Below are 24,876 nucleotides of genomic sequence, written 5' to 3' on the forward strand. Positions count from 1 at the left end.
CTGAACCGGAGCGTTGGACCGACCGGTAAGCAGGGCCCCTGTACCAGCCCGCGGCTAAGCAGCTACAGTGGCTTGAGGAGGTGACTTCAATGTCTAGACAGTTTGATGTAGTAGTCGAAAAGGATTCAGAAGGGTTCTTCGTGGCGACCGTCCCTGCTCTACCCGGTTGCCATACGCAAGCTAAATCGCTGGATCAATTAATGGAGCGAATCAAGGAAGCCATTGAGCTTTGCCTTGAGGTCGCAGGCACAGATCCTGAGTCACTTGACTTTGTAGGAGTACAGCGAGTTACCGTAGAAGTGTGACGAGATATTCTGCGGTTTCAGGAAAGACCCTCATCGCAGCCTTGAAGGGAATTGGGTTTGAAGAGATCAGGGTAAGAGGTAGCCACCGTTTCCTTAAGCACCTGGACGGAAGAACGACAGTTGTTCCCGTTCATTCGAATGAAACTTTGGGGCCTGGCCTCTTGGCAAGCATCCTTCGTGATGTCAAGCTCTCAAGAACTGAATTGCAAGATCTTCTATGACGAACTCAACGGCTGTCCAACATCAAAATTCAGCGGCCGGCGCCAAAGATGGCTGATGAATGCACTGGGCTTCTTCCCGCCGCTGATCTTGGGCGTTAGGCATTGCAGAAGACAACCCTCCAACCCTCCAACGCCCTCACCAGCTTCTACCTTTCTTCCAACCAACAGGAAATACTCATGACAGCAAAGAAGTGCGTCCTTCTCGTCGGGCTCCGTCCTGAACTTATTGATTTCTCAGATCCGGCATATGCTGCATTCCCCGGCCTCGATGGGGCCAAAGTGACGGCTGCTCTGACGGCCGATCAACTCAGTCTGAATACAATGGGATACGACGCGAAGCTTTGCCTTACCGACTTCGGCGAAACAGCAGAGGCGGTTATCCGAGAAAAACTTAGTGAGAAGGATTATGACTGTATTCTCATTGGTGCAGGTGTTCGCACAATCGCTCCTAATTTTCTCCTGTTTGAAAAGCTAATTAATATTATTCATGAGCATGCGCCGGCTGCGCGAATCTGCTTCAATACGAAACCGAGTGACACGGCAGAGGCAGTGAAGCGCTGGATATAGCTCGTATCGGTACCAAAATACCTGACGGAGCGGAGCGCTGAATTGAGGGGTTAGGCGTTGCTCAAGCGTCTCCCATGGTTCTGCGCGAATGTACCCTATTATGAACAAACTCAAGTCATTAAAAGCCATGCCTTTAGTTTCTATGATCTACCACTCTGGCAGTGGACATACTGCCGCGATGGCACGTGCCGTCGCCAAAGGTGTGTTGTCCGCTGGAGGGGTCTCCGTTGCGGAACACCTGATTCGGGACGAAGATTTCAAGGGCAGCCGCTGGCTGAACGAAGAGGTGCTTAAGCAACTTGATGAGTCTGATGCGATTATCTTCGGGTCGCCCACCTACATGGGCAGCGTTTCTGCGCAATTGAAGGCATTCATGGATGCGACGAGTCCCCGCTACCTGCAGCGAAAATGGGTCGATAAGCTTGGTGCGGCCTTCACGGTGTTCGGCTCGCCAAGCGGTGACAAGTTGAACACTCTGGTTACGTGCTCTATGTTCGCTATGCAGCACGGAATGGTCTGGGTCGGCGTCGCTGAATCTCCGGTGACGGGAGAAGGATTCAATCGGCTTGGCATCTTTTTTGGCGCGGCAGGATGTGCACTACTTGAACCACCATCAGAAATGCCTTCTACGGAAGACAAATTGACCGGGGAGATGCTTGGGCTTCGTGTGGCAAGGCTTGCCCGCCGCTTGCACCTCAACCAACCGTCGGCTTCGGAAGTATGAATCGGTTTCCGTTTAATCATGACCGCAACGCCCAACCATGCGCTGTAGCGAACTGGGCCATCACGTCGCGGTTGCAATCAAACGCCCTCGTGGGCCGAGTCGCTGAGCTTGGGCTTTTAGCTGGCCATGACATATTCTTTAACTCACGACTTCTTTGACTCACGACGTCAGATAGGAGACCCCAATGACAACCACACACAGGCTGAAGTACTTTGCCGCCGCGCTCGTTGGCTTGCTGCTGATGACCGGCGCGCACGCACAGCAGGTGCCGATTCCGAAAACTGCCGCGCAGGTTCCCGGCCCGGCGCCCGGCCCGATGACCCAAGCGTATGTGCAGATGATGGGTCGGATGGCCTACGTCTGGGGTTGGCCGCTGGTCTATGTGCATAACCAGCGCACGCAGCTCACGAAGGCTCCCGAGCCAGGTCTGCTCGCCGGTGCTCTTCCCATCGCGCCGATGAATCAGGTCGCCATGCTGACGGGCTACATCTCTCCGGGCGAGAGGTTCATCGGAGACCCGAACCAGGACGTGGTGTACGGGGTCGGCTTCTTGTCGCTTGAGAAGGAACCCGTGATCGTTCAAGTGCCCGACTACGGTGACCGCTTCTGGACGCTGCCGGTCTACGACGGGCGCACCGACCAGATCAACGAGCTCGGCCGGCAATACGGCACGAAGCCAGGCTTCTACATGATCGTGGGACCGAACTGGAATGGCGCGACCCCGGCTGGTATATCCGGCGTTGTGCGTTCATCCACCAACTATGCCACGGCGATGCCGCGCATCTTCCTCGCTGACACCCCTGAGGATCGCGCGGCCATCCAGCCGTCACTCAGCCAGACGCTCTTCTACGTGTTGAGCCAGTTCGACGGCAAGATGAAGACCAAGGACTGGAGCAAGCTCCCCAGTTTTCCGGCGCCAAAGACCAAGCCAAGATATTCGTCCACCCAACCGCCCTGGGTAGACCCGGCGACGTTCTTCGAGCAACTGCCGGTCGTCATGAAGGAAGTGCCGCCGATGCCCGGCGAAGAGGCGCTCTACAAGTGGATCGGCAGCGTGCTCGATGCAGCTGCCAAGGATCCGAAAGTCATGACGACGCTGCGGGAAACGGCTCTCTCGGCCGACCAGGAATTGGTCGCCCCGATGATGCAATGGCGCTACAACGGCCAGCCGGCGGGCAATGGCTGGACATCGCCGGCCAACAACGGTGCGTTCGGCACGGACTATGTCCACCGCATGGGCGCGGTGAAGGCCGATCCCTACGACAACAAGCGCAACGAGACAATGTACTTCTACACCGACAACGACACGAAGGGGCAGCAGCTCGTGGGTGGTTCGGCGTATGCGGTCACCTTTGCGAAAGGGCAGCTCCCGCCCGTGAAGGGTTTCTGGTCGTTGACGATGTACGACCCCGAGCACTACTTCGCCCCGAATGCCCTGAACCGGTTTGCGCTTGGCACCAAGAACAAGACGCTGAAGAACAACTCCGACGGTAGCTTGACCATCTACCTCGGCAACAAGTCGCCGGGCAAGACGAAGGAATCCAACTGGCTGCCGGCGCCAGCAGGGAAGTTCTCAATCTGGCTTCGCGCATATTGGCCCGAGCAGGCCATTCTCGACGGCACATGGAAGCCGCCGGTCGTCGAGATCGTAAAGTGACGTCAAGTCTCAGGCCAGCTAACAACCGGTTCAGCGGCGTTAGACAGCAATGCACACGCTACCATCAAGCTCAGACATTCAAGAGCCCGGGTCCGTTTATCGAGCCCGCTTTCTGGGCGCTGCGGATGTTCGACGCCACCAACTACTACCCCGTCGCCAATCCGATCAGTCTGTACGTATTGGGGAGTGACTACCCGGACATGAAGAAGAACGCGGATGGGTCGTTGACCATCTACATGTCGAAAGCGATACCAGCCAGCGATGGAGCCATGGCCGGATGCTTTGCCCCACCATGGCAAGAGTGCCTCAACTCACCCCAGCGAGAGACTCATGATCCTGCGCCTGTTGGCCACGGCCCTGCTGATCCTTGGCCTGCTGATCCAGCCGTTAGAGGCGGGTGCCATGCAGGCATCGCCCGTTTGTGCGGCCGGAATGCAATGGATCCCCGGCGGCACGTACCGGATGGGATCGGATGATCACTACCCAGACGAGCTCTCCGCTGAGGCGGTGACGGTGGAGGGCTTCTGCATGGCCACTCACGAGGTCACCAATGCCGAGTTCGCGTCGTTCGTGAAGGACACGGGCTATGTGACCATCGCGGAACGGCCCATCCCCAGAGACCAGTATCCCGGTTTGGCCGAGGATCAACGGGCGCCGGGTGCCCTGGTCTTCGAGTCTCCCGCTGCCGGAGCCGAGGTCACCTACCTGAGCTGGTGGCACTGGACTCCCGGGGCAAACTGGCAACATCCGCAGGGCCCCGGCAGCGATCTAGACGGCAAGGACAACCATCCGGTCGTCCAGATCGCCTTCAGGGATGCCGAGGACTATGCGGCCTGGGCTGGGAAGTCGCTTCCTAGCGAAGCCCAGTGGGAGTTCGCCGCCCGAGGCGGCCTGATGGATCAGGTGTTCAGCTGGGGCAACACCTATTCCGTGAAAAAGGCCAACACCTGGCAAGGGGAGTTCCCCATCCACAACCTGGAGAAGGATGGCTACTTCGGCACGGCGCCAGTGGGAAGCTTTCCTCCCAATGGCTACGGGCTCCAGGACATGACGGGCAACGTCTGGGAGTGGACACAGGATTGGTACAGGCCTGGCCACCAGGGGATGGCCAACCAGGTGAACCCTGCCGTGAGCCAGGTGGAGCAGAGTTTCGATCCCCGCGAACCGGGAATCGCCAAGCATGTGATCAAGGGTGGCTCCTACCTCTGCGCGAAGAACTACTGCAGTCGCTACCGGCCGGCAGCCCGGGAAGCCCTGGAACCGGATACGGGCACCGCCCACATCGGCTTTCGTCTGGTCTCCGGCCCTTTAGGGCCAGCTGAGGCCACCGGTGGGATGGGCCCGCCCAAGGCGTAGTCGCTGCAACCGATGCAGGCTGCTTTTCGTACAGATTCCAACAAAAACTAATTCCGCTCACCCCCCCCCCGAAAAGTGGTTTATTAGGGGGCTTAGGTCTCCACCCCTTGAGGGCCAGGGCCGTCACACGGTCCCCAACACCCCCCAATGGCCCCACACGCATCGATGCTCCGTCGGTTCACCACTCTCCTCCTGGCTCTCGTTCTGAGCGCCTCCCTGGTGGCCTGTGGCGAGAAGGGCCCGGACCTCACGAAGGCCTCCGCCAACCCCACGGCCATGCCCACCGGCCAGCCGGTGGAGCGAGCAATGGGGATGCCCAGCAAGGAATTCGCGGAGAAGCCCAACATCCTCTTCATCATGGGCGATGACATCGGCTGGATGCAGCCGGGCATCTACCACCGGGGCCTGATGGTGGGAGAGACTCCCAACATCGATCGCATCGGCAACGAAGGCGCGATCTTCATGGACTACGTGGCCATGCAGAGTTGCACCTCCGGCCGCAATGCCTTCTTCACGGGGATGTACCCGCTGCGTACGGGCATGATCCCGCCGCAGTTACCGGGCAGCCCATCGTGGTTACGCCCAGGCACCCCGGCTCTGGCCAAGTTCCTGAGTGATCGCGGCTACACCACTGGCGAATTTGGCAAGAACCACCTGGGTGACAATCCCGAGTCGCTGCCGACGGCGCACGGCTTCCAGGAATATTGGGGCTGGCTGTATCACTTAGATGCGATGCAAGGGGTAAGCTTCCCCGACATCAATAAAAGTCCGACCGAGCAGGCAATCGCGCCGCCTTGCCTGAACACTCAGGTCCCCGGACTCCCCCCGGTTCCCGGTGCTGTAGACCCCAAGGTCACCACCTGCCTCACCCCTCCGCGTCCGGTCATTTGGTGCAAGTCTTCCGACGGCACGCAAAAGAATCAGACCTGTAAGGATGAGGGTCCATTAACCCTAGAGCGATCGAAGATGGTGGACGAGGAGACCTCCGCCAAGGTGATCGACTTCCTCGATCGCAACGATCCCCAAAAGACCAACAAGCCGTTCTTCGTCTGGTACAACCCAGCCCGCATGCACGTCACCACCGTTCTCTCGGATAAGTACATGAACATGGTGGGGGCCAAGGGCGGCAAGGATTGGGGGATCAACGAAGCCGGCATGAAGCAGATGGATGACAACATCGGCTACGTCCTCAAGAAGCTGGATGACATGGGCCAGCTCGACAACACCCTGATCGTTTGGACCACCGACAACGGTGCCGAGACGATCTCTTTCCCCGATGGCGGCATCACACCCTTCAAGGGTCAGAAAGGCGAGGCATGGGAAGGCGGCTACCGCTCGCCGTTGGTCGTCCGCTGGCCCGGTCACATCAAGCCAGGCACAGTGAAAGATCAGCTGTTCGCCGCCCTTGACTGGCTGCCGACCTTGGTGGATATCGCCGGAGGGGCCAAAGGCGACACGCTGAAGAAGCAGATCGAAGCCGGAAATTACCCCGGCATCGTCAAGACGACGCTCGATGGTGTCAATCAGCGCGACTACCTCGAAGGCAAATCTGAGAAGTCCGCGCGGGATGTCTTCTTCTACTACTCGGGCTCAACGCCCTCGGCGGTGCGCTACAAGAACTGGAAGATGTACTACACGATGTCCCAATCCGGAGCGGATGGCTGGCTCCTGCCCTTGGTCCCCTTCCACTGGACTCTGGTTCAGAACATCAAACGCGATCCCTTCGAGCAGGCGGTTGGCACGGATCAAAAGTCGGCGATGAGCATTGGCGGCGCGCTGGGCGGCCCGGTTACCGCCTACCTGTACGACTGGAATATGCTGCCCATTGGTCAGCAGTTGTGGGAAAAAGAACTCATGTCCTACAAGACGTTCCCACCACTGCAAGCGCCAGAGACCTACAACCTGGATGGCATCCTGAAGCAAGTTCAAGCAGCTAGCACCAAGGGAGACTGACAGACAACATTTTCCCCGCCTCTTATCCCAAGCACAATTCGTCATCATGTCCAACCTCATTTCCGATCCAACTCGAGGCCTAGATGAAAGCCTCAAGGCCTCACGGTCAATGGGAGTATTGATGATCGTGCTGGGTGTACTGGCGATTATCTATCCGCTGTTCGCCACGGTCTTCACGTTCAACGTAATCGGCTTCGTATTGCTGTTGTTCGGCTTTCTTCAGTTGTTCCATGGCTTTCAGCTCAGCAAAGCCAGGCTGGGCCAGCATCTGCTGACCAGCCTGATCGGCATCTTCTATCTGATGGTGGGCTTCTGGATCCTGCGCCATCCAGTCTTCTCGATCCTGGATCTCACGCTGGTGATCGGTATTCTTTTTGTCATCCAGGGATCGGTCCAGGTGATCCATGCCTTTGAAGGGAGAGAGGAGCATCGCAAATGGCCACTGCTGAACGGCATTGCCGGCATCATCCTCGGCATTCTGATCTGGAGCAGATGGCCGCTCGACTCCTTGACGCTTCTCGGCCTGTTGGTCGGGATCAATCTGATCATGACAGGGGTGAGTCTTGTAGTCATTTTCAAGAACGCCAAGCAATCCCTTGCTGCAGCGGGAGATCTTAAATAGGATCAGAGAATCCTAAATTCATTGATTGCCAATTGTAAGGGCGAAGGCCGTTCGCCCTTGTCTAAACCCTTCCTAAGGCTCATGTAGGAATCGATCAATGAAAAAGTTCCTGCGAAATACCCTGTTTCTTGCCCTATCCATTCTGCTGTTGGTTGTAGTCTTGGGTGGTTATATACCATTTGCTAAGGCTACTGCCCAATCCAGCGACCCCCTACCCTCGTGGAACGACGGCCCTGCTAAACAGGCGATCGTCGAGTTCGTCAAAGTAACAACCGATAAATCTAGCCCGAAATTCGTGCCGCCCAAGGAGCGTATTGCCACATTCGACCAGGATGGCACGCTCTGGGTTGAACATCCGATATACACGCAGGTGACTTACAACATCGAGCGCGTCCCGGCGCTGGTCAAGGCGAAGCCAGAACTGGCCAACGTCGAACCGTTCAAGACGGTGCTCTCCGGCAACCGCCAGGCAATGGCGAAGCTATCGATCGATGATCTGTTCAAGATCGTGGTCGCCACCCAGAGCGGGATGACTCCGCAAGCGTTCAGCGCCGAGGTGAACCAGTGGCTGGCCACGGCTAAGGACCCGCGCTGGAAGCGCCCCTACACCGAATTGGTCTATCAGCCGATGCAGGAAGTGCTGAAGTACCTTCGCGCCAACGGCTACAAGACCTTCATCGCGACCGGCGGCAGCGCGGGCTTCGTGCGAGCTTATTCCGACCGGGTTTACGGCATTCCGCCCGAGCAGGTGGCCGGTACCGCGCAGCCGTACTTGTACGGCTACGACAAGAACCAACAGCCCATACTCACCAGGGAACCAAAGGTGGTCCTCAACAACATGGAAGCCGGAAAGCTCGAAAACTTCTGGTTGTTGTACGGACACCGGCCTCATGCAGCGTTCGGGAATTCCTCCTCCGACGACCAGCAAATGCTGGAGTTCACAAATGCAGGTGAGGGGGCACGGTTGTCGGTGGCAGTGTTGCACGATGATGCAAAGCGAGAGTATGCCTATGGCCCCGCCCAAGGGCTGCCCGATACCAAGGTCGGCACATTCAGTCAGGCGATGTATGACATGGCCAAGAAACAAGGCTGGATCGTCATCAGCATGAAGAATGACTGGAAGCAGATCTTTTCGTTTGAGCGGTAGAGACAGGCCTATCAGTTGCACATCGTCTCAGCAGGTCCGTGGAGAGGAATCAAGAGAGTGACTCTAGAAAGCACGGTCTGAAAAATGCACCATGAGCGTGAGCAATATTCTCAAGCTCGGTATGGCCTTGGGGCTGAAGCTGAGCGCCAGATTGTTCATTCGACAGGAGGTGACCTGAGCACTGATGGCGAAGCAAAGGCCCACAAGCGCTGCCTATGCTGATGCGACACCTTCGAACAGGCTCCTGGAGTGGACAGGCCGTTGACTAGTCTGCTCCATTAGCAAAAGCTACTTGCCTGCCACTCAGGGGCAGCGTTAGGCATCAGGAGGAGCATCATGTATGACGAAGCATACTGGAACAAGCGCTACGCCAGCGATGACTACCTATACGGTACAGAGCCGAATTCATTCCTTGCAGAACAGTATAGGTTTCTCAGTGGGCCTATTTTGTCCCTTTCAGAGGGAGAGGGTCGTAATGCTGTTTTTCTGGCATCACATGGATTAGAGGTCGTCTGTGTCGATGTTTCGGCGGTCGCATTGGAAAAGGCGAAGAAGCTGGCCAAATCGCGCGGCGTAGAAATCGCGACCATGGTTTGTGACTTGGAAACGTTTGAGCCAGAAGAAGCCCATTATGGCTCGGTGGTCTCAATTTCGGCGCATCTTCCGAGCAAAGTTCGAAATAGGCTTTATCCATTGCTAGAGCGCTCACTTCGACCTGCTGGAACCATCATTCTGGAAGCCCACTCTGAGAATCAGCTATCGCGAGATAGAGGCGGTCCAAGGGATTTAGACATGCTAATGACTGTTGATAAGCTCCGTAGGGAGTTCCCGAATTGCGAGCCAGTGCTTTTGCGTGAAATTGAAAGGGAAGTTTCCGAGGGAGAAGGCCATACGGGTATGGCTTCCGTTGTTCAGTTCATTGCGCGGAAAGATGCCTAACAACCGCTTCAGCCGACGAGATGTCCCTTCGCCGATGATTCTGGGGTAGACCGAACCGCGAAAGGCTGGCCCTGCTCCTGCTCGGCTGCGGCTTGCTGCTGTCAGGCCCGCGGGCAGCTGTTGGTGATCAGCGAGGCGGGCCCCAGCTTGCAGCTGAGGGCGGGGGAAGGGCTGATCGAGATGGTGAATCAGCCTCACTACGGCAGCAACAACGGCACGGAACCCGCCGAGATCGTGGTGGTTTACGCGGGGGTGAAGGGGAAGCCGATCACCGTGCTCGAACACGCTCCCACAGCCGAGTTGACGCCTACCTCTCCAGTTCCATGACCGCTGGCTGGCCTGTTTCTTCCGGATGTCCGGGTATTCAAGGCAGCGTCTTGTACGGGATGTGAAGCCATGGCTGGTATCTTTTATGGATCTAGCTAATGGTGAAATGGGCTCATGACGCCCACTATCGATTGAGACAGCCATCATCCAGATCCAAGTGAACACAGATAAGAATGTCTCTGGGTACGAGGCTCTGGCTCAGAATGTCGTCGATACTCTTCGTAGGGCTGGAAGTCGCGATTGCTGAACAGCAGGGGCACAGTCGCCTGGATGCAGGCAGTGGCGACGATCCCGTCGATCGTTTTCCGCACCGTGATGCCCCGACTGCACAGGCTGCGGTAGTTCTCCGCCGCCTTGTAGGCGTTCTGGGGCCCGAGCATCGCCAGCAGGGGCATGGCGCGAAATAACTGGCGGGCTGTGGCGACATCTCGGTCGTGACGGAAGCCCTGCAGCACCTTCACCAGGATCAGATCACCGATCGCCACCGGCGTGCTGCCGAGCAGGCCATCAAGGCGCTCCACCTCGGGGGTGCTGACGCCATTGAAGAAGTCGATCCAGACCGACGAATCGACAACGATCACGCTGGTTCGGCCTCTGCAGGGGGCAGGTCCTGGCGGAGGTTCTCCAGGTCGCCCTTCCAGGACAGCCGGCCTCGGAAGGCCTGGATGCGCTTCTGCTGTTCCAGCCTCACGAGGGTGCGCAGGCCGATCTCGACGGCTTCCCGCTTGGTGCGGGCTTCGCTGGCCTGCATCGCATCGCGCATCAGCAGGTCGTCGATGACGATGTTCGTGCGCAAGGCTCACTTGCCTTGATGTGTAGAGATTAGGTGTGCCATACACATTTTGATTGCTCGCGCTTGGAGGACCTGCACCAGCCATTCTCAGGCGGTTTACACCCCCAGGCCAGGGAGGCCCACAGCAGGACCAGGGCCACGATCAGACGGTGTCCGGGTATGTACGACCAGCAGTTCTCAGCCAGGCGTTGCAACGATCACTGGCCGCGTGGAGGCGCGGCGATGGCGGGCCTGTCGCAGGGAATTGGATGGGTGGGGCTGGCGTCGTCGTTGGTGTCGAGCAGGGCCACGCCCGAAACCGCTTGGCGCAGGGGCTCGGCCGGGGGCGTTGAAGGGTTGCTCGGATAGCCGCGGCCGTTGAAGGGCAGACGGGCGTAGTAGCCGTGGCCCGCATCGATCCGTACCCGGCTGATCAGGTCTCTCCAGCCATTGTGGCGCTGGTCGCTCACCACTAGGGGCGGCTTGAACAGCGACATCTTGGAGACGAGGTGCAGACCCTTGCCTTTGGGTCCGCTCTGGAACACGTAGAGGTTGCAGCCGCCGGTGCCGCAGGTGTAGGGGCCGATCAAGGTGGCCACCAGCTCGTCTTGTCGGTCTGCGTTCAGATCAATGCGGTTGTAGGCATAGCGCAAGGGGCCAGCTGCGCTGCAGGCGTTGCGGCGCTGGAAAGCCTTGGCCTGGTGCCATTCGGCTGAACCCGGGTCGGGGCCATGGCCCTGGTCGTCCGGTACCGATACGGGAAACAACTCCTGTCGCAGGGCCTCCTCCAGGACGCGGTTCGGTGTGGCGATCGGAGCCACGGTCTGACGGATCCGGGGGGCTGGACCGCTCAGCTGGGCTGATGCCTTCTGCAGGGTTCCGGCCAGCGCCAGCAGGGCGACAGCGGTGCCCAGGGACGCCGGGCCGATGCGGAAGTGCGGAATGCCAGGGGCCATGGGGTTACGGGGTGAAGGCGAGTGCAGCTCAGCTGGCCAGCCGCGCCGCCGCCAGGGGATCGGCGCAGCGTTGCTGGTCGAGGTGGCTGATGTGTCGGCGTTCGTTGTAGTACAGCTCCTGGAAGCGCAGGGCATCGCCGTTCAGTTCGCTGAACATCGAATCAATCCGGCTCTCCATGCTCAGTGAGGCGGAGGCCAACGCCTCCGCCTCACTCTCCTCCAGCAGCCTGGCGATGCAGCGCTCCAGCGTTTCCAGCCGCTGCGAGCCCCAGGCATCGAGCAGATGGCGGCAGCGTTTGAGACTGCGCTGGCGCTCCAGCACCGCCGTGGTGCCGCGCAGCTGCAGCAAGGGTTCGGCCAAGGCCATGCGTTGCAGTTCGCTCGGCTCCAGCAGGGGGGTGAGCCTGTTCAGCAGCTCGCTTTCCTCCACCAGCAGCCGGTCGCTCAGGAGACGCGGCAGGTCGAGGTCGGCCAGATCGTCGCCCGGATCACTGCCCCGGTTGATCGCCTCCAGCCGGCCCACGCCGAGGTTGTCTTCCTCCAGTTCGCTGATGCTCGCCCAGAGCAGGCGGTGGTGGGCGATGGCGAAATCCTCCAGCTCCCGCTGGCGCAGTTCCCGCCGGATGGCGCCGCGGTGGCGGCCCGCATGCAGGTAGAGGCGCAGCAGCTCCGCTTCGGCGCGCTCACGCAGGCCGATCTCGCCGGGTTGCTCCCAGCGGCTGGCCCGGCCATGCCAGCGCTCGCCCTTCACCTGCTGGCGCAGGTCTTCCTCCAGCTTCTGCGCCAGCCGCGCCTGACCGCCGCTGAGCCGCTCGGCCACCTGCTGAAGGTAGTGGCTGCGCACGGCGCTCTGGGGCAGCTTGCCCAGCAGTTCCACCAGCGCCGCCACCGCTTGCTGGAACTGGTCGGAGCGGGCCAGATCCTTGCCGTCGAGGGCCTGCTCGATCTGCCAGTCGAGCCAGACGGGCGCCTGATCCAGCAGGGCCCGATACTCGCCGGCGCCGTGCTGCCGCAGGAACTCATCGGGGTCCTTGCCGGCGGGCAGGTGCAGCACCCGCAGCTCCAGCTGGCCCTGGAGCGCCAGCTGCTCCACCTCGCCGATCGCCCGCTGGGCGGCGCGTACGCCGGCACCGTCGGTGTCGAAATTGAGCACCAGGCGGCGGCTGTCGCAGCAGCGGCAGAGCTGGGTGATCTGCTGGCTGCTCAGGGCCGTGCCCAGCGACGCCACCGCATTGGTGATGCCGGCAGCATGGAGGGCGATCACATCGAAGTAGCCCTCCACCACCACAGCCCGGTCGTCCTTGCGGATGGCGTTGCTGGCTCGATCCAGGCCGAACAGGTGCTTGCCCTTCTCGAACACCTCCGTTTCCGGGGAGTTCAGGTATTTCGGTTCGCCGCCATCGAGGCTGCGACCGCCGAAGCCGATCACCCGGCCCTGGCGGTCGCGGATCGGCACCATCACCCGGTGGCGGAAGCGGTCGTAGAAGCCATCTCCGCCCTTGCGGGGCACCACCAGCCCGGCCGCCTCCAGCAGCTCCGGCGCCAGGTTCTCCACCTGGCCGAGGTGGTTGAGCAGCCCATCCCAGCGCTCGGGGGCATAGCCCAGGTCAAAGGCGTCGATCGTGCCCTCGCTCAGACCCCGCTCCTCGGTGAGGTAGGCCAGGGCACCGGCGCCTTCGGGGCTGCGCAGCTGGCTGCGGAACCAGCCCGCCGACAGGCCCAGGGCGCGCTGCAGCACCTCACGGCGGGAGAGCTGCTTGCGCAGCCGCTCCTGCTGCGGCCCATCCAGCGTTTCCACCGGCAGCTGGTACTTGCGCGCCAGGTCCAGCACCACTTCGCTGAAGCTGGTGCGCTGCAGCTCCATCAGGAACTTGATGGCGTTGCCGCCGGCCCCGCAGGAGAAGCAGTAGTAGAACTGCTTTGCGGGCGACACCGTCATCGACGGCGATTTGTCGTCGTGGAAGGGGCAGATCCCCACGAACTCCCGCCCCTTCTTCTTGAGCACCACGTGCTCGCCCACCACATCAACAATGTCCGCGCGCTCTTTCACCGCTTCGATCGTGCGGGGGTGGAGGCGGGCGTGGGGCTGGGATTGGCTCAAGGGATGGCGCTACCGCTGGGGTCGCTCTGGGCCCCATTCTGCCCCACCACACCAGAAGTGGGGCGATTCAGCCCATGGGCAGCCGCCGGCTTGGCGGGCTGGCCTGTGGATGGTCGCCAGCGCCCTGGCCTTCAGCCTGATGGGGGTGTGCGTCAAGGCCCTGGGCGGCCGTCTGCCGGTGGCGGAGGTGGTGCTGGCGCGGGCGGTGGTGAGCCTGCTGATCAGCTGGTGGATGCTGCGGTGCGCTGGCCTCAACCCCTGGGGCCAGCGGCGGGGGTTGCTGGTGGGCCGCGGCATCCTCGGCACCGCTGGTCTCTACTGCGTGTATCTGGCCCTTACCGGTCTGCCGCTGGCAGCGGCCACGGTGCTGCAGTACCTGCACCCCACCTTCACGGCCCTGCTGGCCTGGCCGCTGCTGGCCGAGCGGCCGGGCTGGCGGGTGTGGGGCGCCGTGCTGCTGGGTCTTCTGGGGGTGGCGGTGCTTGTGGTCCCGGACGGGGCCGGGGCGGTTGGTGCCGGTTTTGGCGCTGCGGCAGGCGCTGGTCTGCCGGCCCTGCCGCTGCTGTTCGCCCTGGCCGGTGCCCTGCTCTCGGCCCTGGCCTACGTGAGCGTGCGCGCCCTGCGCAACAGCGAGCATCCCCTGGTGGTGGTGTTCTATTTCCCGTTGATGGCCCTGCCGCTCAGCCTGCCGCTGGTGCTGCTGCAGCCGGTGGCCCCCACGGCCCCTGAATTTGCTTGGTTGCTGGGGGTGGGAGTTTTCACCCAGCTGGGCCAGATCGCCCTCACCTACGGATTGATGGGCATGGCGGCCGCCCGGGCCACCGCCATCAGCTACGTGCAGGTGCCGCTGGCGGCGCTGTGGGGCGTGTGGTGGTTCGGCGAGGCGGTGCCTGCCCGGGCCGGTCTCTCGGCGCTGCTGGTGCTGCTGGCCACTCTGCTCAGCCTGCGGGCCCGCCCAGCACCGGCCGCTGGAGGGCTCTGAGCTCCTTAGTGATGAAAACCCGACGCTTCCTGGCTGCTCAGCGGGGTGCTGACGGGATGGCGCCGGAGATGATCAATGGCTCCCTTGATGTCCACCAGGAGCAGGTCGGCAAGGTCATGGCTGATGCCATGGCGCACCAAGATGCGCTGTACCGCCTGATCGCCGCAGGCGATCCGCCAGCTCAAAGAGGTTGAAGCCGGGATCTTCACCGTCCTTGATCCCCCAGCAGACCGAGGGGATGCCCGATTTGGCATCACCCCCATAGATCATCTCAAACGGACCGAGGGCCTCAATTTTTGCCGCCAGATGCTGGGCGTTGGAATAGCAGGGGTTGTGCATCTTGCGGTAGCCCTCATGGCCCAGCCGGATGAAGTTGTAGTACTGGCAGATCATCTGACCGCCTGGCTTAGAGAAGTTCAAGGTGATGTCGCGCGTGTTGCCGCCGAGGTCATTCACCCAGAACACCATCTCCGGGAAGATCCTTGGATTCCCGCCACAGCACCCAGCCGGCTCCCAGCGGCGCCAGGCCGAACTTATGGCCAGAGGCATTGATCGACTTCACCCTGGGCAGGCGGAAATCCCAGAGCAGATCCGGATGGCGGAAGGGGGCGAGGAATCCACCGCTGGCGCCATTCACAAGGATCGGGATGTCGAGGCCGGTTTGCTGCTCGAAGGCATCGAGGACTGCGGCCACTTCCTGCATCGGCTCGGGAGTCATCAGCAGGCGGCCTGGCTCCATCGGGATTTGGCGGTGTTCGATATCCCAGTAGCGAGTGAACTTGTGCCAGCAGATCCGCAGGGGCCCGGTGATCAGATTCGGCCGGTCGGTGGATTTGCCAGGCTGGAGCTGCCGGGCCACCCAGCGGCGTTTCATCGTCATGCCGCCGAGTATGGGCGCTTCGCTGGAGCCCAGGGTGGAGCAGCCGACCGCCCCATCGATCGAGGGGGCATTCCAGAGGTCCGCCAGCATGAGGGCGCAGCGGGCTTCAATCTCAGCAGTCTGGGGGTATTCGTCCTTGCCCTCCATGTTCTTGTCGATGCACTCATTCATCAATTGATGAACTTCCGGCTCCAGCCATGTCTGGCAGAAGCTGGCCAGGTTCTGGCGGGAGTTGCCATCGAGCATTAACTCATCATGAATGGCGGCATAATCAGCTCTGGGAGCTCTCTCCCTGGCCGGAAACAGGCGCTTCGGCATTCCGGCGGAGAGATCGGCGAAGGCATAGTTGTCGTCGTCGCTGGAGTGGTGACCCCAGGAGCGACCTTTGTGACCACTTTTGCTGTGATCTGAAGACAGATCCGAAGACAGATCCGAAGACAGATCCGAAGGCTGATTGGAATGAAGATCTGGCTTGGAAGTCTTTGATTGGCTTGCGAATCTGCGTGAGTTAACTTTATGGCCGATGACACTCGATGATCGGCTTCGGTGTTCTCCGGGCGACGTGGCCGCTGATCAGGTCGGCCGGTCACGCTCCAGGGGCAGGGGATCCACCAGCCACTCCTGGCTGAGGCTGTCCTCGGCCGCCCCGATCGGTCGGGCCAGCCGCCAGCTCTCGCCCCGCTCCCCCCGCAGCAGATACAGCTCAAAGGGGCTGTCCACCCGGTAGGGATCGTCTGCCAGGCGCCAGTCGAACTGGCCGGTGAGGTGCAGGCCCTCGCCCAGCCCGATCGCCACGGCCTCCTGGTGATCGACGCGCACGCGGCTCACCTGCGGTCGCCCGCCGCTGGGCTCCAGCTCCAGGGCATCGGCGATGGCCTGCTGGGTGAGCTCGATCTGTAGCCCCAGCGCCTGCAGCAGCACCGCCCTCGGCGGCTGGCCCGCCGCCTGGCAGCCCCCCAGGCCCAGCAGCCCCACACTCAGCAGGAGAGCTAGCAGGGCGTTCAGCCACGGGGGCGCTGGGAGGGGGATGGCCACAGACCGGCTGGCAGGGGTTGGCGGACCGGGCAGCATGGATCGGTTCAGGAGTGGTCTCCATGATCGGTTGGCTGCAAGGCCATGTGGCAGAGCCGTGGCAGCAGGGCAACCGTTGCGGTCTCCTGCTGGCCTGCGCCGGCGTGGGCTACGAAGTGCACCTCACCCGCCGCCACTGGGAGCTGCTGCCCCCGGCCGGCAGTCTCCTGAGCCTCTACACCCACCAGTCGATCCGTGAGGACGGCTGGACCCTGTTCGGCTTCGGCGCCCGCCACGAGCGCGATCTGTTCCGCCTGCTGGTGGCCGTGAGTGGTGTGGGCCCGCAGATGGCCCTGGCGCTGCTGGGCACCATGCCCTGCGAGGAGCTGGTGCAGGCGATCGTTCAGGCCGATCTGCGCCGTCTCTGCCGGGCGCCGGGGGTGGGCAAGCGCACGGCCGAGCGCCTGGCGGTGGAGCTGCGCGGCAAGTTGGCGGAGAGCTTCGGGGCGGCCGCCGCCGCCGGCGATGACGACCTCCTCGATGGGGCGGACGGCGGCCGCAGCGGCGATCCGGGGCCAGCGGCCTCCACCCGTGAAGAGCTGCAGCTCACGCTCACGGCCCTGGGCTATGAGCCGTTGGAGATCAGCCGGGCCCTGCGCGGTCTCGGCCGGGAGGGTCTGGATCCGGATCAGGGCGCCGAGGCCTGGCTGAGTGCCTGCCTTCGCTGGCTCGCCCGCGAAGCGGCCTGATGGGGAGGGCTTGCTTGGTGGCCAGCACCTTGAGGCATTAGGTTGATTGTTTGCACCGTCAGGGCCCGACGCCGGCATGCCGCTCGATACCACCAAAAAGCAGGAATTGATCAATTCCCACCAGACCCACGGCACCGACACCGGTTCGGTTGAGGTCCAGGTGGCGATGCTGAGCGAGCGGGTGACCCAGCTCACCGGTCACCTGCAGAAGAACAAGCACGACTTCTCCTCCCGTCAGGGGCTGCTGAAGATGATCGGCCGCCGCAAGCGGCTGCTCGGTTATCTGCGCGCCGAAAGCGAGGATCGCTACAGCCAGCTGATCGCCAAACTCGGCATCCGGGGCTGAGCGCAGCCATGGCGGCCAAGCGCAAGCCCAAGCCCCTGCCGTTCAAGCCCGAGCGCCAGCCCAAAGCTGGCGCGAAAGTTCAGGCTGCCGCCAAAGCCAAAGCTCAGCCCAGGGGATCTCAGGTGATTCCGCCGGCCGTGGCCAATCGCATGGCCCGCCGCATCGGGGTGGCCAGCGGCATTCCATCTGTCCTGGGAATGGGCGTGTTCATCGGCAGCTATCTGCTGGTGAGCCGCGGCATCATGGATGTGCCGCCCGTGATCACCCTCGCGGGCTCCGGTGGGCTGTTTCTGCTGGGGGTGCTTGGCCTCAGCTACGGCGTTCTCTCCGCCAGCTGGGAGCAGCAACCCGGCAGCCTGCTGGGCACAGAGCAGATCGGCACCAACCTGGCCCGCATGAAGGCCTCGATCAAGGCGGTCCGCCAGGGCAGCGGCAGCGACGCCTGAGGGCTCAGGCTCAGGTTCTAGGTGTTCTGGAGCGCTGAATGCAGCTGGGCGCTGAAGGCTGCTGCGGTGAGGGTGCTGAGTGCGGCGGCCCCGTCGCGTACGCAGAACTGGTGGCCGAGGCGCACGTAACGGGCTTGGTTGTGGAGCAGCACCTTCGCCACCACCGGTACCCGCACACCCGCCTCCTCCTGCTCCGGCCGGTGACGCACCAGACACTCCCTCAGGCGGTGCTGCACGGTGATGTCGCTGGCCTGGTCCGCCATCAGCTCCACCAGCAGCACATCGAGGTCGTCGATGGCGCGGCAATCATCGAGGATCAGCTGCACCCGGTCGTCGCGGCGATCCACGGATCCCCAGATCATCAGGCGCGCATCCACAATCAGGTGGTCACTGAGGCGGGCGTAGGCCTTGGGGAACACCACGCATTCGGCGCTGCCGCTGAGGTCCTCGAGCTGCAGTACGGCCATGCGATCGCCCTTGCGGGTGGTCACCTGGCGCACCTCCGGCAGCATCGCCACCACACTCACCCTGGCCTTGTCAGCCTGCTCCTCCAGCCGCCCGAGGCTAATCGGCGAGAGCATCCGGATCGGCCGCGCCAGCTGGCGCAGCGGGTGATCGGAGAGGTAGAAGCCCACCAGCTCCTTCTCCAGGCGCAATTTCTCCTTAGGGGGATAGTCGGCCACCGGCGCGGCCTTCGGGGCGGTGCTTGGGATGATCGGGGCACTGGCGGCGGCTGATCCCGCTGCGGCGGGTGCGGCCTCGGGGGTGGCGAAGAGATCGAAGAGGTTGCCCTGGCCGCTGAGGCGGTCCCGGGCGCGGGAGCTGGCCCAGTCGATTACCAGATCCAGGTCGGCCATCAGCTGGGCGCGGTTGGCGTTGGGCTCCAGCCCATCGAGGGCGCCGCAGTGGATCAGTGATTCCAGCGACCGCCGGTTCATCAATGTGGTGGGGATGCGATCGCAGAGGTCGGCCAGGGAGGCGAAGGGGCCGTCTTGGACGCGGGCCTCCAGCAACTGGCGGATGGCGCCATCGCCGAGGTTGCGCACCGCCGAGAGACCAAAGAGGATCTTCTCGCCCTGCGGGGTGAAATCGATGCCGGAGGCATTGAGGTCGGGGGGCATCACCTCGATGCCCATCGCCTGGCAATTGGCGATATAACGCTGCACCTTGTCGGTGCTGCTGGCATTGACCGTCAGCAGGGCGGCCATGTAGGCCACGGGGTAGTGGGCCTTGAGGTAGGCCGTCTGATAGGTGACGGCGCCGTAGGCGGTGGAGTGGCTCTTGTTGAAGCAGTATTCGGCGAACAGCACCATCTGCTCGAACAGCGCTTCGGCCACCGTGGCGTTGACGCCTCGCGCCGTGGCCCCCTCCACGAACTGGCTGCGGTGCTTCTCCATCTCCGACACCTTTTTCTTGCCCATCGCCCGCCGCAGCAGATCAGCTTCGCCGAGGGAATAGCCGGCCAGGTCCTGGGCAATGCGCATGATCTGCTCCTGATAGACCATGATTCCGTAGGTCTCCTTCAGGATCGGCTCCAGGGCCGGACAGGCGAAATCGATCGCTTCGCGGCCATGCTTGCGGTTGATGAATTTCGGGATCAGACCAGCATCGAGCGGGCCCGGCCGGTAGAGGGCCAGGATCGAGGAGATGTCCTCCAGAGATGAGGGCTTGAGGTCGCGCACGATCTGACGCATGCCGCTGGATTCGAGCTGGAAGATGCCCTCCAGGTCGCCGCGGGCCAGCAGAGCGAAGGTGGCCTCATCGCAGGGGGGAAGGTCATCGGGATCGACGCGCTCTCCGCTGCACTGCTCCACCAGATCGAGGGTCTTGTCAATCATCGTCAGGTTCTTGAGGCCGAGGAAGTCCATCTTCAGCAGCCCCATCGCCTCCACGTCCTCCATGAAGTACTGGGTGATCACCTGGCCGTCGTTGTTGCGCTGCAGCGGCACCAGCGAATCCAGCGGTTCAGCCGCGATCACCACACCGGCGGCGTGCACACCGAAGGTCTTGTTGGTGCCCTCGATGCGTCGGGCCATGTCCACCCAGCGGCGCACCTCGGCATCTTTCTCATACTTTTCTCGGAACTCCGGCGCTGGCGAGTCGGGGCCGATCATCTCCTTGAGCTTGGCGGGTTTGCCCCGCACCACAGGGATCAGTTTGGCCAGGCGGTCGGCATCGCCGTAGGGGATGTCCAGCACGCGGGCCACATCCTTGAGCACCGCCTTCGAGGTCATGCGGTTGAAGGTGATGATCTGTGCCACCTTGTCCTCGCCATAGCGCTGGGTGACGTACTCGATCACCTCGGCGCGGCGCTCGATGCAGAAGTCGGTGTCGATGTCAGGCATCGACTTGCGCTCGGGGTTGAGGAAGCGCTCGAACAACAGCCCGTTGCTGACGGGATCGATGTTGGTGATCCCCAGGGCATAGGCCACCAGGGAGCCGGCGGCCGAGCCCCGGCCCGGCCCCACCGGAATGCCCTGCTCGCGGGCGAAGCGGATGTAGTCCCACACCACCAGGAAGTAGGTGGGGAAGCCCATCTGCTCCATCACCTGCAGCTCGAAGGCCAGCCGCTCGCCATAGAGGGGATCGATCGGATCAGCGCTGCCCAGGTGCAGCCGCTGGCGCAGCCCCGCCTCAGACACCTCCGCCAGATAACTCACCGCCGTGTGCCCGTCGGGGATCGGGAAGCGGGGCATCTGCTGACGACCGAGGATGTCGTAGGCCTCCACCTTCTCCGCCACCGCCGCGGTGTTGGCGATCGCTTCGGCCACCAGCTCCGGCTCGAGGTGATCGGCGAATAGGCGGCCCATCTCCGCCTCGCTCTTGATGTATTCGGTGCCGGTGTAGCGCAGGCGCTTCACGTCGGTGACGAGCTTGCCGGTGAGTACGCAGAGCAGGGCGTCGTGGGCCTCCACATCGGCGCTGCTGAGGTAGTGGGCGTCGTTGGTGGCGATCAGCTGAATGCCCAGCTCCTGGGCGATCCGCACCAGCTCCACGTTGACGATCCGGTCCTCCGGTGAGCCGTGGTCCTGGATCTCCAGGTAGAAGTCGTCGGAGAAGCGCTGCTGATACCAGCGGGCCACATCCCGGGCCACATCCAGGCGGCCCTTGAGGATCGCCTGGGGGATCTCACCGCCCAGGCAGGCGGTGGCCAGGATCAGCCCCTCGCTGTGCTGCTCCAGCAGTTGCTTGTCGATGCAGGCCCGCGAGAAGATGCCCCGGCCGCGCATGCCGCGTAGGTGGCTGAGGCTGGTGAGCTTCACCAGGTTGCGGTAGCCGGTGTCGTTCTTGGCGAGCACCACCAGGTGATAGCGGCGTTCGCCCTTGACCCAGGGATCATCGACCGAGCCGTTGATCACGTACATCTCATTGCCGATGATCGGCTTGATGCCGGCTGCGGTGCAGAGCTTCAGCAGCTCGATCGCGCCATACATCACGCCGTGATCGGTGAGGGCCAGGGCGGGCATGCCCAGAGCTACGGCCCGCTCCACCATCTGCGGCAGCTGGCTGGCGCCATCCAGCAGGCTGTAATCGCTGTGGTTGTGGAGGGGTACGAAGGCCAAGGGCTCAGGCGTCAGACGCCACCACGGGGTGTTGTCACGTTACCGGCCACCAGATGTGGTGTCGGCCGGCGACTGACTCAGGCCACCAGCGCGGCTTCGGGCCGGCTGTCCATCACCCGGGCCGCCTGCTCGTAGTGGTGGGCCACCTGCAGCAGGCGGGGCTCCTCGAGCACGCCGGTGATCAGCTGCAGACCGATGGGCAGGCCGCCGTCATCGAAGCCGCAGGGCAGGCTGATGGCCGGCAGGCCGGCCATGTTCGCCGGGATCGTCAGCAGATCGGCCAGGTACATCGCCAGGGGATCCTCGGCGTGGGCGCCGAAGCGGAAGGCGGTGGTGGGGGAAGTGGGCGTGAGCAGCACGTCGACCGTGGTGAAGGCGGCGTCGAAATCGCGCCGGATCAACGTGCGCACCTGCTGGGCCTTCTTGTAGTAGGCATCCACGTAGCCGGCCGAGAGGGCATAGGTGCCGATCAGGATGCGGCGCTGCACCTCATCTCCGAAGCCCTCGGCGCGGCTGCGGGCCGTCATCTCCGCCAGGCTGCCGGCCTGCTCGGAGCGGTAGCCATATTTCACGCCGTCGTAGCGGGCCAGGTTGGCCGACGCCTCCGAGGGGGCGATCACGTAGTACGTGGCGATGCCGTCGTTGAAGCGGGGACAACTCACCTCCACCAGCTCGCAGCCGAGGGCCTCCAGCTGGGCGGCGGCCGCCAGCACCGAGGCCTTCACCTGGGGATCGAGGCCGTCGGCCTCAAAGCACTCCTTCACCAGACCCACCCGCAGGCCCTTCACCGGTGCCTGCAGGGCGGTGCAGTAGTCGGGAACGGGGGCTTTGAGGCAGGTGCCATCGCGGCGGTCCTCACCGGCGATCACCTGCAGCAGCTCGGCGGCATCGGCCACGCTGGTGCTTAACGGCCCCACCTGATCGAGGGAACTGGCGAAGGCCACCAGGCCCCAGCGGCTGACGCGGCCATAGGTGGGCTTGAGGCCCACCACCCCGCAGAAGGCGGCCGGCTGGCGGATCGAGCCGCCGGTGTCGGAGCCGAGGGAGGCAATGCATTCTCCGGCGGCCACGGCGGCGGCACTGCCGCCGGAGCTGCCACCGGGCACCCGCTCGGGGTTCCAGGGGTTGCGGCTGGGGCCGAAGGCGGAGGTCTCGGTGGAGCTGCCCATGGCGAACTCATCGAGGTTGGTCTTGCCGATCAGGACTCCACCGGCCTGCCACAGCCGCTCGGTGACGGTGGACTCGTAGGGCGGTACGAACTGCTCCAGCATCCGGCTGGAGCAGGTGGTGCGGATGCCCTTGGTGCAGAGGTTGTCCTTGATCGCCAGGGGGATGCCGGCGAGGGGTGGCAACGATTCACCGGCGGCGCGGGCGGCATCGATGCGGTCGGCATCGGCTCGGGCCCGCTCCGTCGTGACCTCCAGGAAGGAGTGGAGGGTGCCATCGACGGCCTCGATCCGGGCCAGATGCTGATCGGTGAGCTCCCGGGCAGACACCTCGCCGCGCTCCAGTTGCCCGCGCCACTCAGCGATTCCCATCAACCCTTGCCCTCGATCGAGCGACGCTATCAGCCAGGGTCCAGGACTTCGGTGAGGGGTTCACCGCGGCGGACCCGCAGCAGTTCGTGCTCCATCGAGCCCGGCTGCTCGCTGCTGACATCGCCGAGAAAAACGGGAAGCTTCGCCTCAAGATGCTCCCGGCGCACGAAGGGCCCGAACCAGTAGATGACATGCGGCGCCTGGGTTTCCACCCGGGCCCACCAGGCGACCCCAAGACCGTTGGCCATGCCTCTGAGCAGCCGAATCAAGGGGTTCATCGAACCTTGGCGAACCGCACCATTGTGCCGATCAAAGGGCCCCTGGCTTCACAGGCGGATGTCCCCCTGGAAGGGCGAGCCGGTGGTGGGTGTGAAGCCCATCTCGATCTCTTCGGGCAGGGCCACCTGCAGCTCCAGTTCAGGGCCCTGCTCTTCAGCAACTTGGTCTTGAGGATCCTGGTTCTCGGCAGCTTGATTTTCAGCAGCTTGGGCCTCGGCAGCCGCTGCTGAATGGCCCCCCTGGGCTTCGCCTTCAAGCTCGGCCTGCTCAAGCCCGGCCTGAAGCTGCTCCTCGCTGGTCTCCTCGATCAGCTCGAGGTCCTGAACCACCGCCTGGTGCTCACTGCTCTCCTCAGGAGCTGGGGGATCGAACGAGGCGCCGGCTTCCGGCTCCGGAGCTGAGGTGTCCGCGTCCGGCATTGAGAACTCCAGATCCGGGATTGCGCTCTCCAGGTCGGGTTCAACGGCAGCGTCGGTATCGCTGGCGGTGGTCGCCTGGGTGCTGCTGCTGCTGCTGCTGCTGTTGCTGTTGCTGTTGCTGCTGCTGTTGCTGGAGGCGGCGGTGGTGGGCACCTGGGGGCGCACCAGCCGCGGTGCCGGGGCGTTGCCGCTGATGTTCTTCATCCAGCCGCGCCGGGCGATCTCGTAGATCAGCAGGGCGGTGGCCACCGAGGCGTTCAGGCTGGGGGTGGCACCGCGTAGGGGGATGCGGATCAGCTGGTCGCAGTGCTTGCGGGTGAGCATCGAAAGGCCCTGGTCCTCCGAGCCGGTGACCACCACCAGGGGGCCAGCCAGGTCGGCCTCCATCAGGCTGACGTTGCCCTCTTCGGCCAGGCCCACCACGCGGTACCCCGCGTCCTTGAGCTGCTCGATCGAGCGGTTGAGGTTCACCACCCGGGCCACGGGCAGGTGCTCCAGGGCGCCGGCCGCCACCTTGGCCACCGAGCCGGTGAGGCCCGCACTGCGCCGCTGGGGCAGCACCAGGCCATGGGCGCCGAGGGCTTCGGCGCTGCGCACGATCGCCCCCAGGTTGTGGGGATCGGTGAGGCCGTCCACCGCCATCAGCAGGGGCGCTTCACCGATGGAGCTGCAGCCGTCGATCAGGCTGGCCAGATCCAGGGTTTCCGCCGCCGCCGCCTGCAGCACGATCCCCTGGTGCACGGCGCCGCCGCTGATCTGTCCCAGCCGCGCCCAGGTGACTTCCTCCACCAGCACGCCGCTGGCCTTGGCATCGCGCAGCAGCTGCAGGAAGCGTGGGGCGAAGCGCAGCTCCGGGGTGCACCAGATGCGGTGGATCGGACGATCGCCCTCCAGGGCGGCCTGGGCCGGGTGACGGCCCCAGACCAGGTCGTCGGCGGGCTCGGCGCCGAAACGCTCGGAGCTGCCACTGGGTTCGGGGCCGGGGGCCTCGGGCTCGCTGAAGCGGGGCGTGCGGG

At 63.2% G+C, this 24,876-nt stretch carries 27 protein-coding genes; 16 read left to right on the forward strand and 11 right to left on the reverse strand.

Annotated elements, in window-relative coordinates:
* Positions 1 to 89: 89 nt before the first annotated feature.
* From KBY67_RS14830 to KBY67_RS03735, 12 genes are all read left to right on the forward strand, one after another.
* Positions 90 to 305, forward strand: coding sequence for a type II toxin-antitoxin system HicB family antitoxin (locus KBY67_RS14830; protein ID WP_399213866.1), 216 nt, complete (start codon positions 90 to 92; stop codon positions 303 to 305).
* On the forward strand, positions 302 to 526 hold the full coding sequence (locus KBY67_RS14835) for a type II toxin-antitoxin system HicA family toxin (RefSeq protein WP_399213849.1): 225 nt from the start codon (positions 302 to 304) through the stop codon (positions 524 to 526). The genes KBY67_RS14830 and KBY67_RS14835 overlap by 4 nt, the downstream gene beginning before the upstream one ends.
* A gap of 102 nt (positions 527 to 628) precedes the next feature.
* Entirely contained in the window at positions 629 to 1,093 is a 465-nt protein-coding gene (locus KBY67_RS03695; protein ID WP_255108846.1) for a hypothetical protein, read from the forward strand.
* Positions 1,094 to 1,193: 100 nt separating this feature from the next.
* Positions 1,194 to 1,817 (forward strand): flavodoxin family protein, encoded by a 624-nt coding sequence (locus tag KBY67_RS03700; RefSeq protein WP_255108848.1) that lies wholly within the window; start codon positions 1,194 to 1,196, stop codon positions 1,815 to 1,817.
* A 184-nt stretch (positions 1,818 to 2,001) separates the two neighbouring features.
* Positions 2,002 to 3,474, forward strand: coding sequence for a DUF1254 domain-containing protein (locus KBY67_RS03705; protein WP_255108850.1), 1,473 nt, complete (start codon positions 2,002 to 2,004; stop codon positions 3,472 to 3,474).
* Positions 3,441 to 3,950 (forward strand): DUF1214 domain-containing protein, encoded by a 510-nt coding sequence (locus KBY67_RS14840; protein ID WP_399213852.1) that lies wholly within the window; start codon positions 3,441 to 3,443, stop codon positions 3,948 to 3,950. The genes KBY67_RS03705 and KBY67_RS14840 overlap by 34 nt, the downstream gene beginning before the upstream one ends.
* Positions 3,877 to 4,830 (forward strand): formylglycine-generating enzyme family protein, encoded by a 954-nt coding sequence (locus KBY67_RS03710; RefSeq protein WP_399213854.1) that lies wholly within the window; start codon positions 3,877 to 3,879, stop codon positions 4,828 to 4,830. The genes KBY67_RS14840 and KBY67_RS03710 overlap by 74 nt, the downstream gene beginning before the upstream one ends.
* Before the next feature lie 165 nt (positions 4,831 to 4,995).
* Complete coding sequence (locus tag KBY67_RS03715; protein WP_255108854.1) at positions 4,996 to 6,783, forward strand: arylsulfatase; 1,788 nt, start codon at positions 4,996 to 4,998, stop codon at positions 6,781 to 6,783.
* Between the two features lie 46 nt (positions 6,784 to 6,829).
* Positions 6,830 to 7,405, forward strand: coding sequence for an HdeD family acid-resistance protein (locus tag KBY67_RS03720; RefSeq protein ID WP_255108856.1), 576 nt, complete (start codon positions 6,830 to 6,832; stop codon positions 7,403 to 7,405).
* Between the two features lie 97 nt (positions 7,406 to 7,502).
* Positions 7,503 to 8,552 (forward strand): HAD family phosphatase, encoded by a 1,050-nt coding sequence (locus KBY67_RS03725; RefSeq protein WP_255108858.1) that lies wholly within the window; start codon positions 7,503 to 7,505, stop codon positions 8,550 to 8,552.
* A gap of 336 nt (positions 8,553 to 8,888) precedes the next feature.
* Positions 8,889 to 9,491, forward strand: a complete 603-nt coding sequence (locus KBY67_RS03730; RefSeq protein ID WP_255108860.1) for a class I SAM-dependent methyltransferase — start codon at positions 8,889 to 8,891, stop codon at positions 9,489 to 9,491.
* A 120-nt stretch (positions 9,492 to 9,611) separates the two neighbouring features.
* Positions 9,612 to 9,818, forward strand: a complete 207-nt coding sequence (locus tag KBY67_RS03735; protein ID WP_255108869.1) for a hypothetical protein — start codon at positions 9,612 to 9,614, stop codon at positions 9,816 to 9,818.
* A 143-nt stretch (positions 9,819 to 9,961) separates the two neighbouring features.
* Here KBY67_RS03735 and KBY67_RS03740 read toward each other — a convergent pair whose 3' ends face one another.
* The 4 genes from KBY67_RS03740 to dnaG all read right to left on the reverse strand — a co-directional run bounded on the left by KBY67_RS03740 (position 9,962) and on the right by dnaG (position 13,647).
* Positions 9,962 to 10,399, reverse strand: a complete 438-nt coding sequence (locus KBY67_RS03740) for a PIN domain nuclease (protein WP_255108870.1) — start codon at positions 10,397 to 10,399, stop codon at positions 9,962 to 9,964.
* Complete coding sequence (locus KBY67_RS03745) at positions 10,396 to 10,614, reverse strand: type II toxin-antitoxin system VapB family antitoxin (protein WP_255108871.1); 219 nt, start codon at positions 10,612 to 10,614, stop codon at positions 10,396 to 10,398. Before KBY67_RS03745 ends, KBY67_RS03740 begins: the two co-directional genes overlap by 4 nt.
* A gap of 194 nt (positions 10,615 to 10,808) precedes the next feature.
* Positions 10,809 to 11,546 carry a hypothetical protein gene (locus KBY67_RS03750; RefSeq protein ID WP_255108872.1) on the reverse strand — a complete coding sequence of 246 codons (738 nt, stop codon included), beginning with the start codon at positions 11,544 to 11,546 and terminating at the stop codon, positions 10,809 to 10,811.
* 28 nt (positions 11,547 to 11,574) lie between these two features.
* Complete coding sequence (gene dnaG, locus KBY67_RS03755; protein ID WP_255108876.1) at positions 11,575 to 13,647, reverse strand: DNA primase; 2,073 nt, start codon at positions 13,645 to 13,647, stop codon at positions 11,575 to 11,577.
* 109 nt (positions 13,648 to 13,756) lie between these two features.
* Between dnaG and KBY67_RS03760 the strand changes: the two genes are divergently transcribed.
* The gene (locus tag KBY67_RS03760; RefSeq protein ID WP_255108878.1) at positions 13,757 to 14,629 is read left to right on the forward strand and encodes a DMT family transporter; all 873 of its coding nucleotides are present in this window, start codon (positions 13,757 to 13,759) and stop codon (positions 14,627 to 14,629) included.
* 114 nt (positions 14,630 to 14,743) lie between these two features.
* On the opposite strand, the gene KBY67_RS03765 is transcribed toward KBY67_RS03760, so the two are convergent.
* The 3 genes from KBY67_RS03765 to KBY67_RS03775 all read right to left on the reverse strand — a co-directional run bounded on the left by KBY67_RS03765 (position 14,744) and on the right by KBY67_RS03775 (position 16,580).
* Positions 14,744 to 15,097, reverse strand: a complete 354-nt coding sequence (locus KBY67_RS03765; RefSeq protein ID WP_255108879.1) for a pyridoxal-dependent decarboxylase — start codon at positions 15,095 to 15,097, stop codon at positions 14,744 to 14,746.
* Positions 15,078 to 15,755 carry a pyridoxal-dependent decarboxylase gene (locus KBY67_RS03770; protein WP_255108881.1) on the reverse strand — a complete coding sequence of 226 codons (678 nt, stop codon included), beginning with the start codon at positions 15,753 to 15,755 and terminating at the stop codon, positions 15,078 to 15,080. Before KBY67_RS03770 ends, KBY67_RS03765 begins: the two co-directional genes overlap by 20 nt.
* A 327-nt stretch (positions 15,756 to 16,082) precedes the next feature.
* Positions 16,083 to 16,580 carry a hypothetical protein gene (locus KBY67_RS03775; protein ID WP_255108883.1) on the reverse strand — a complete coding sequence of 166 codons (498 nt, stop codon included), beginning with the start codon at positions 16,578 to 16,580 and terminating at the stop codon, positions 16,083 to 16,085.
* 23 nt (positions 16,581 to 16,603) lie between these two features.
* Here KBY67_RS03775 and ruvA point away from each other — a divergent pair, with 23 nt between their 5' ends.
* The 3 genes from ruvA to KBY67_RS03790 all read left to right on the forward strand — a co-directional run bounded on the left by ruvA (position 16,604) and on the right by KBY67_RS03790 (position 18,061).
* Positions 16,604 to 17,269, forward strand: a complete 666-nt coding sequence (gene ruvA, locus KBY67_RS03780; protein ID WP_255108885.1) for a Holliday junction branch migration protein RuvA — start codon at positions 16,604 to 16,606, stop codon at positions 17,267 to 17,269.
* A 76-nt stretch (positions 17,270 to 17,345) separates the two neighbouring features.
* Positions 17,346 to 17,615: a 30S ribosomal protein S15 gene (gene rpsO / locus KBY67_RS03785; RefSeq protein WP_255108887.1), complete on the forward strand. Its 270-nt coding sequence runs from the start codon at positions 17,346 to 17,348 to the stop codon at positions 17,613 to 17,615.
* An 8-nt stretch (positions 17,616 to 17,623) separates the two neighbouring features.
* Positions 17,624 to 18,061, forward strand: coding sequence for a PAM68 family protein (locus KBY67_RS03790; protein ID WP_255108889.1), 438 nt, complete (start codon positions 17,624 to 17,626; stop codon positions 18,059 to 18,061).
* Between the two features lie 17 nt (positions 18,062 to 18,078).
* On the opposite strand, the gene KBY67_RS03795 is transcribed toward KBY67_RS03790, so the two are convergent.
* The 4 genes from KBY67_RS03795 to rlmB form a co-directional block, all read right to left on the reverse strand.
* On the reverse strand, positions 18,079 to 21,624 hold the full coding sequence (locus tag KBY67_RS03795; RefSeq protein WP_255108891.1) for a DNA polymerase III subunit alpha: 3,546 nt from the start codon (positions 21,622 to 21,624) through the stop codon (positions 18,079 to 18,081).
* A 77-nt stretch (positions 21,625 to 21,701) separates the two neighbouring features.
* Complete coding sequence (gatA, locus tag KBY67_RS03800) at positions 21,702 to 23,162, reverse strand: Asp-tRNA(Asn)/Glu-tRNA(Gln) amidotransferase subunit GatA (protein WP_255108893.1); 1,461 nt, start codon at positions 23,160 to 23,162, stop codon at positions 21,702 to 21,704.
* 29 nt (positions 23,163 to 23,191) lie between these two features.
* Entirely contained in the window at positions 23,192 to 23,440 is a 249-nt protein-coding gene (locus KBY67_RS03805; RefSeq protein WP_255108895.1) for a DUF1816 domain-containing protein, read from the reverse strand.
* A gap of 48 nt (positions 23,441 to 23,488) precedes the next feature.
* A partial coding sequence (gene rlmB, locus KBY67_RS03810; protein ID WP_255108897.1) for a 23S rRNA (guanosine(2251)-2'-O)-methyltransferase RlmB occupies positions 23,489 to 24,876 on the reverse strand: 1,388 nt, incomplete at its 5' end.

The sequence above is a fragment of the Synechococcus sp. RedBA-s genome, assembly GCF_024345495.1.
GTDB lineage: Bacteria > Cyanobacteriota > Cyanobacteriia > PCC-6307 > Cyanobiaceae > Regnicoccus_A.

Excerpts from the sequence above, each read along its gene's own strand:
- KBY67_RS14830 (WP_399213866.1), top strand. The coding sequence starts at position 90 with ATGTCTAGACAGTTTGATGTAGTAGTCGAAAAGGATTCAGAAGGGTTC.
- KBY67_RS03700 (WP_255108848.1), top strand. The coding sequence starts at position 1,194 with ATGAACAAACTCAAGTCATTAAAAGCCATGCCTTTAGTTTCTATGATC.
- KBY67_RS03705 (WP_255108850.1), top strand. The coding sequence starts at position 2,002 with ATGACAACCACACACAGGCTGAAGTACTTTGCCGCCGCGCTCGTTGGC.
- KBY67_RS14840 (WP_399213852.1), top strand. The coding sequence starts at position 3,441 with ATGGAAGCCGCCGGTCGTCGAGATCGTAAAGTGACGTCAAGTCTCAGG.
- KBY67_RS03710 (WP_399213854.1), top strand. The coding sequence starts at position 3,877 with ATGCAGGCATCGCCCGTTTGTGCGGCCGGAATGCAATGGATCCCCGGC.
- KBY67_RS03715 (WP_255108854.1), top strand. The coding sequence starts at position 4,996 with ATGCTCCGTCGGTTCACCACTCTCCTCCTGGCTCTCGTTCTGAGCGCC.
- KBY67_RS03720 (WP_255108856.1), top strand. The coding sequence starts at position 6,830 with ATGTCCAACCTCATTTCCGATCCAACTCGAGGCCTAGATGAAAGCCTC.
- KBY67_RS03725 (WP_255108858.1), top strand. The coding sequence starts at position 7,503 with ATGAAAAAGTTCCTGCGAAATACCCTGTTTCTTGCCCTATCCATTCTG.
- KBY67_RS03730 (WP_255108860.1), top strand. The coding sequence starts at position 8,889 with ATGTATGACGAAGCATACTGGAACAAGCGCTACGCCAGCGATGACTAC.
- KBY67_RS03750 (WP_255108872.1), bottom strand. The coding sequence starts at position 11,546 with ATGGCCCCTGGCATTCCGCACTTCCGCATCGGCCCGGCGTCCCTGGGC.
- KBY67_RS03760 (WP_255108878.1), top strand. The coding sequence starts at position 13,757 with ATGGTCGCCAGCGCCCTGGCCTTCAGCCTGATGGGGGTGTGCGTCAAG.
- KBY67_RS03765 (WP_255108879.1), bottom strand. The coding sequence starts at position 15,097 with ATGGTGTTCTGGGTGAATGACCTCGGCGGCAACACGCGCGACATCACC.
- KBY67_RS03770 (WP_255108881.1), bottom strand. The coding sequence starts at position 15,755 with ATGCTCGATGGCAACTCCCGCCAGAACCTGGCCAGCTTCTGCCAGACA.
- KBY67_RS03775 (WP_255108883.1), bottom strand. The coding sequence starts at position 16,580 with ATGCTGCCCGGTCCGCCAACCCCTGCCAGCCGGTCTGTGGCCATCCCC.
- ruvA (WP_255108885.1), top strand. The coding sequence starts at position 16,604 with ATGATCGGTTGGCTGCAAGGCCATGTGGCAGAGCCGTGGCAGCAGGGC.
- rpsO (WP_255108887.1), top strand. The coding sequence starts at position 17,346 with ATGCCGCTCGATACCACCAAAAAGCAGGAATTGATCAATTCCCACCAG.
- KBY67_RS03790 (WP_255108889.1), top strand. The coding sequence starts at position 17,624 with ATGGCGGCCAAGCGCAAGCCCAAGCCCCTGCCGTTCAAGCCCGAGCGC.
- gatA (WP_255108893.1), bottom strand. The coding sequence starts at position 23,162 with ATGGGAATCGCTGAGTGGCGCGGGCAACTGGAGCGCGGCGAGGTGTCT.
- KBY67_RS03805 (WP_255108895.1), bottom strand. The coding sequence starts at position 23,440 with ATGAACCCCTTGATTCGGCTGCTCAGAGGCATGGCCAACGGTCTTGGG.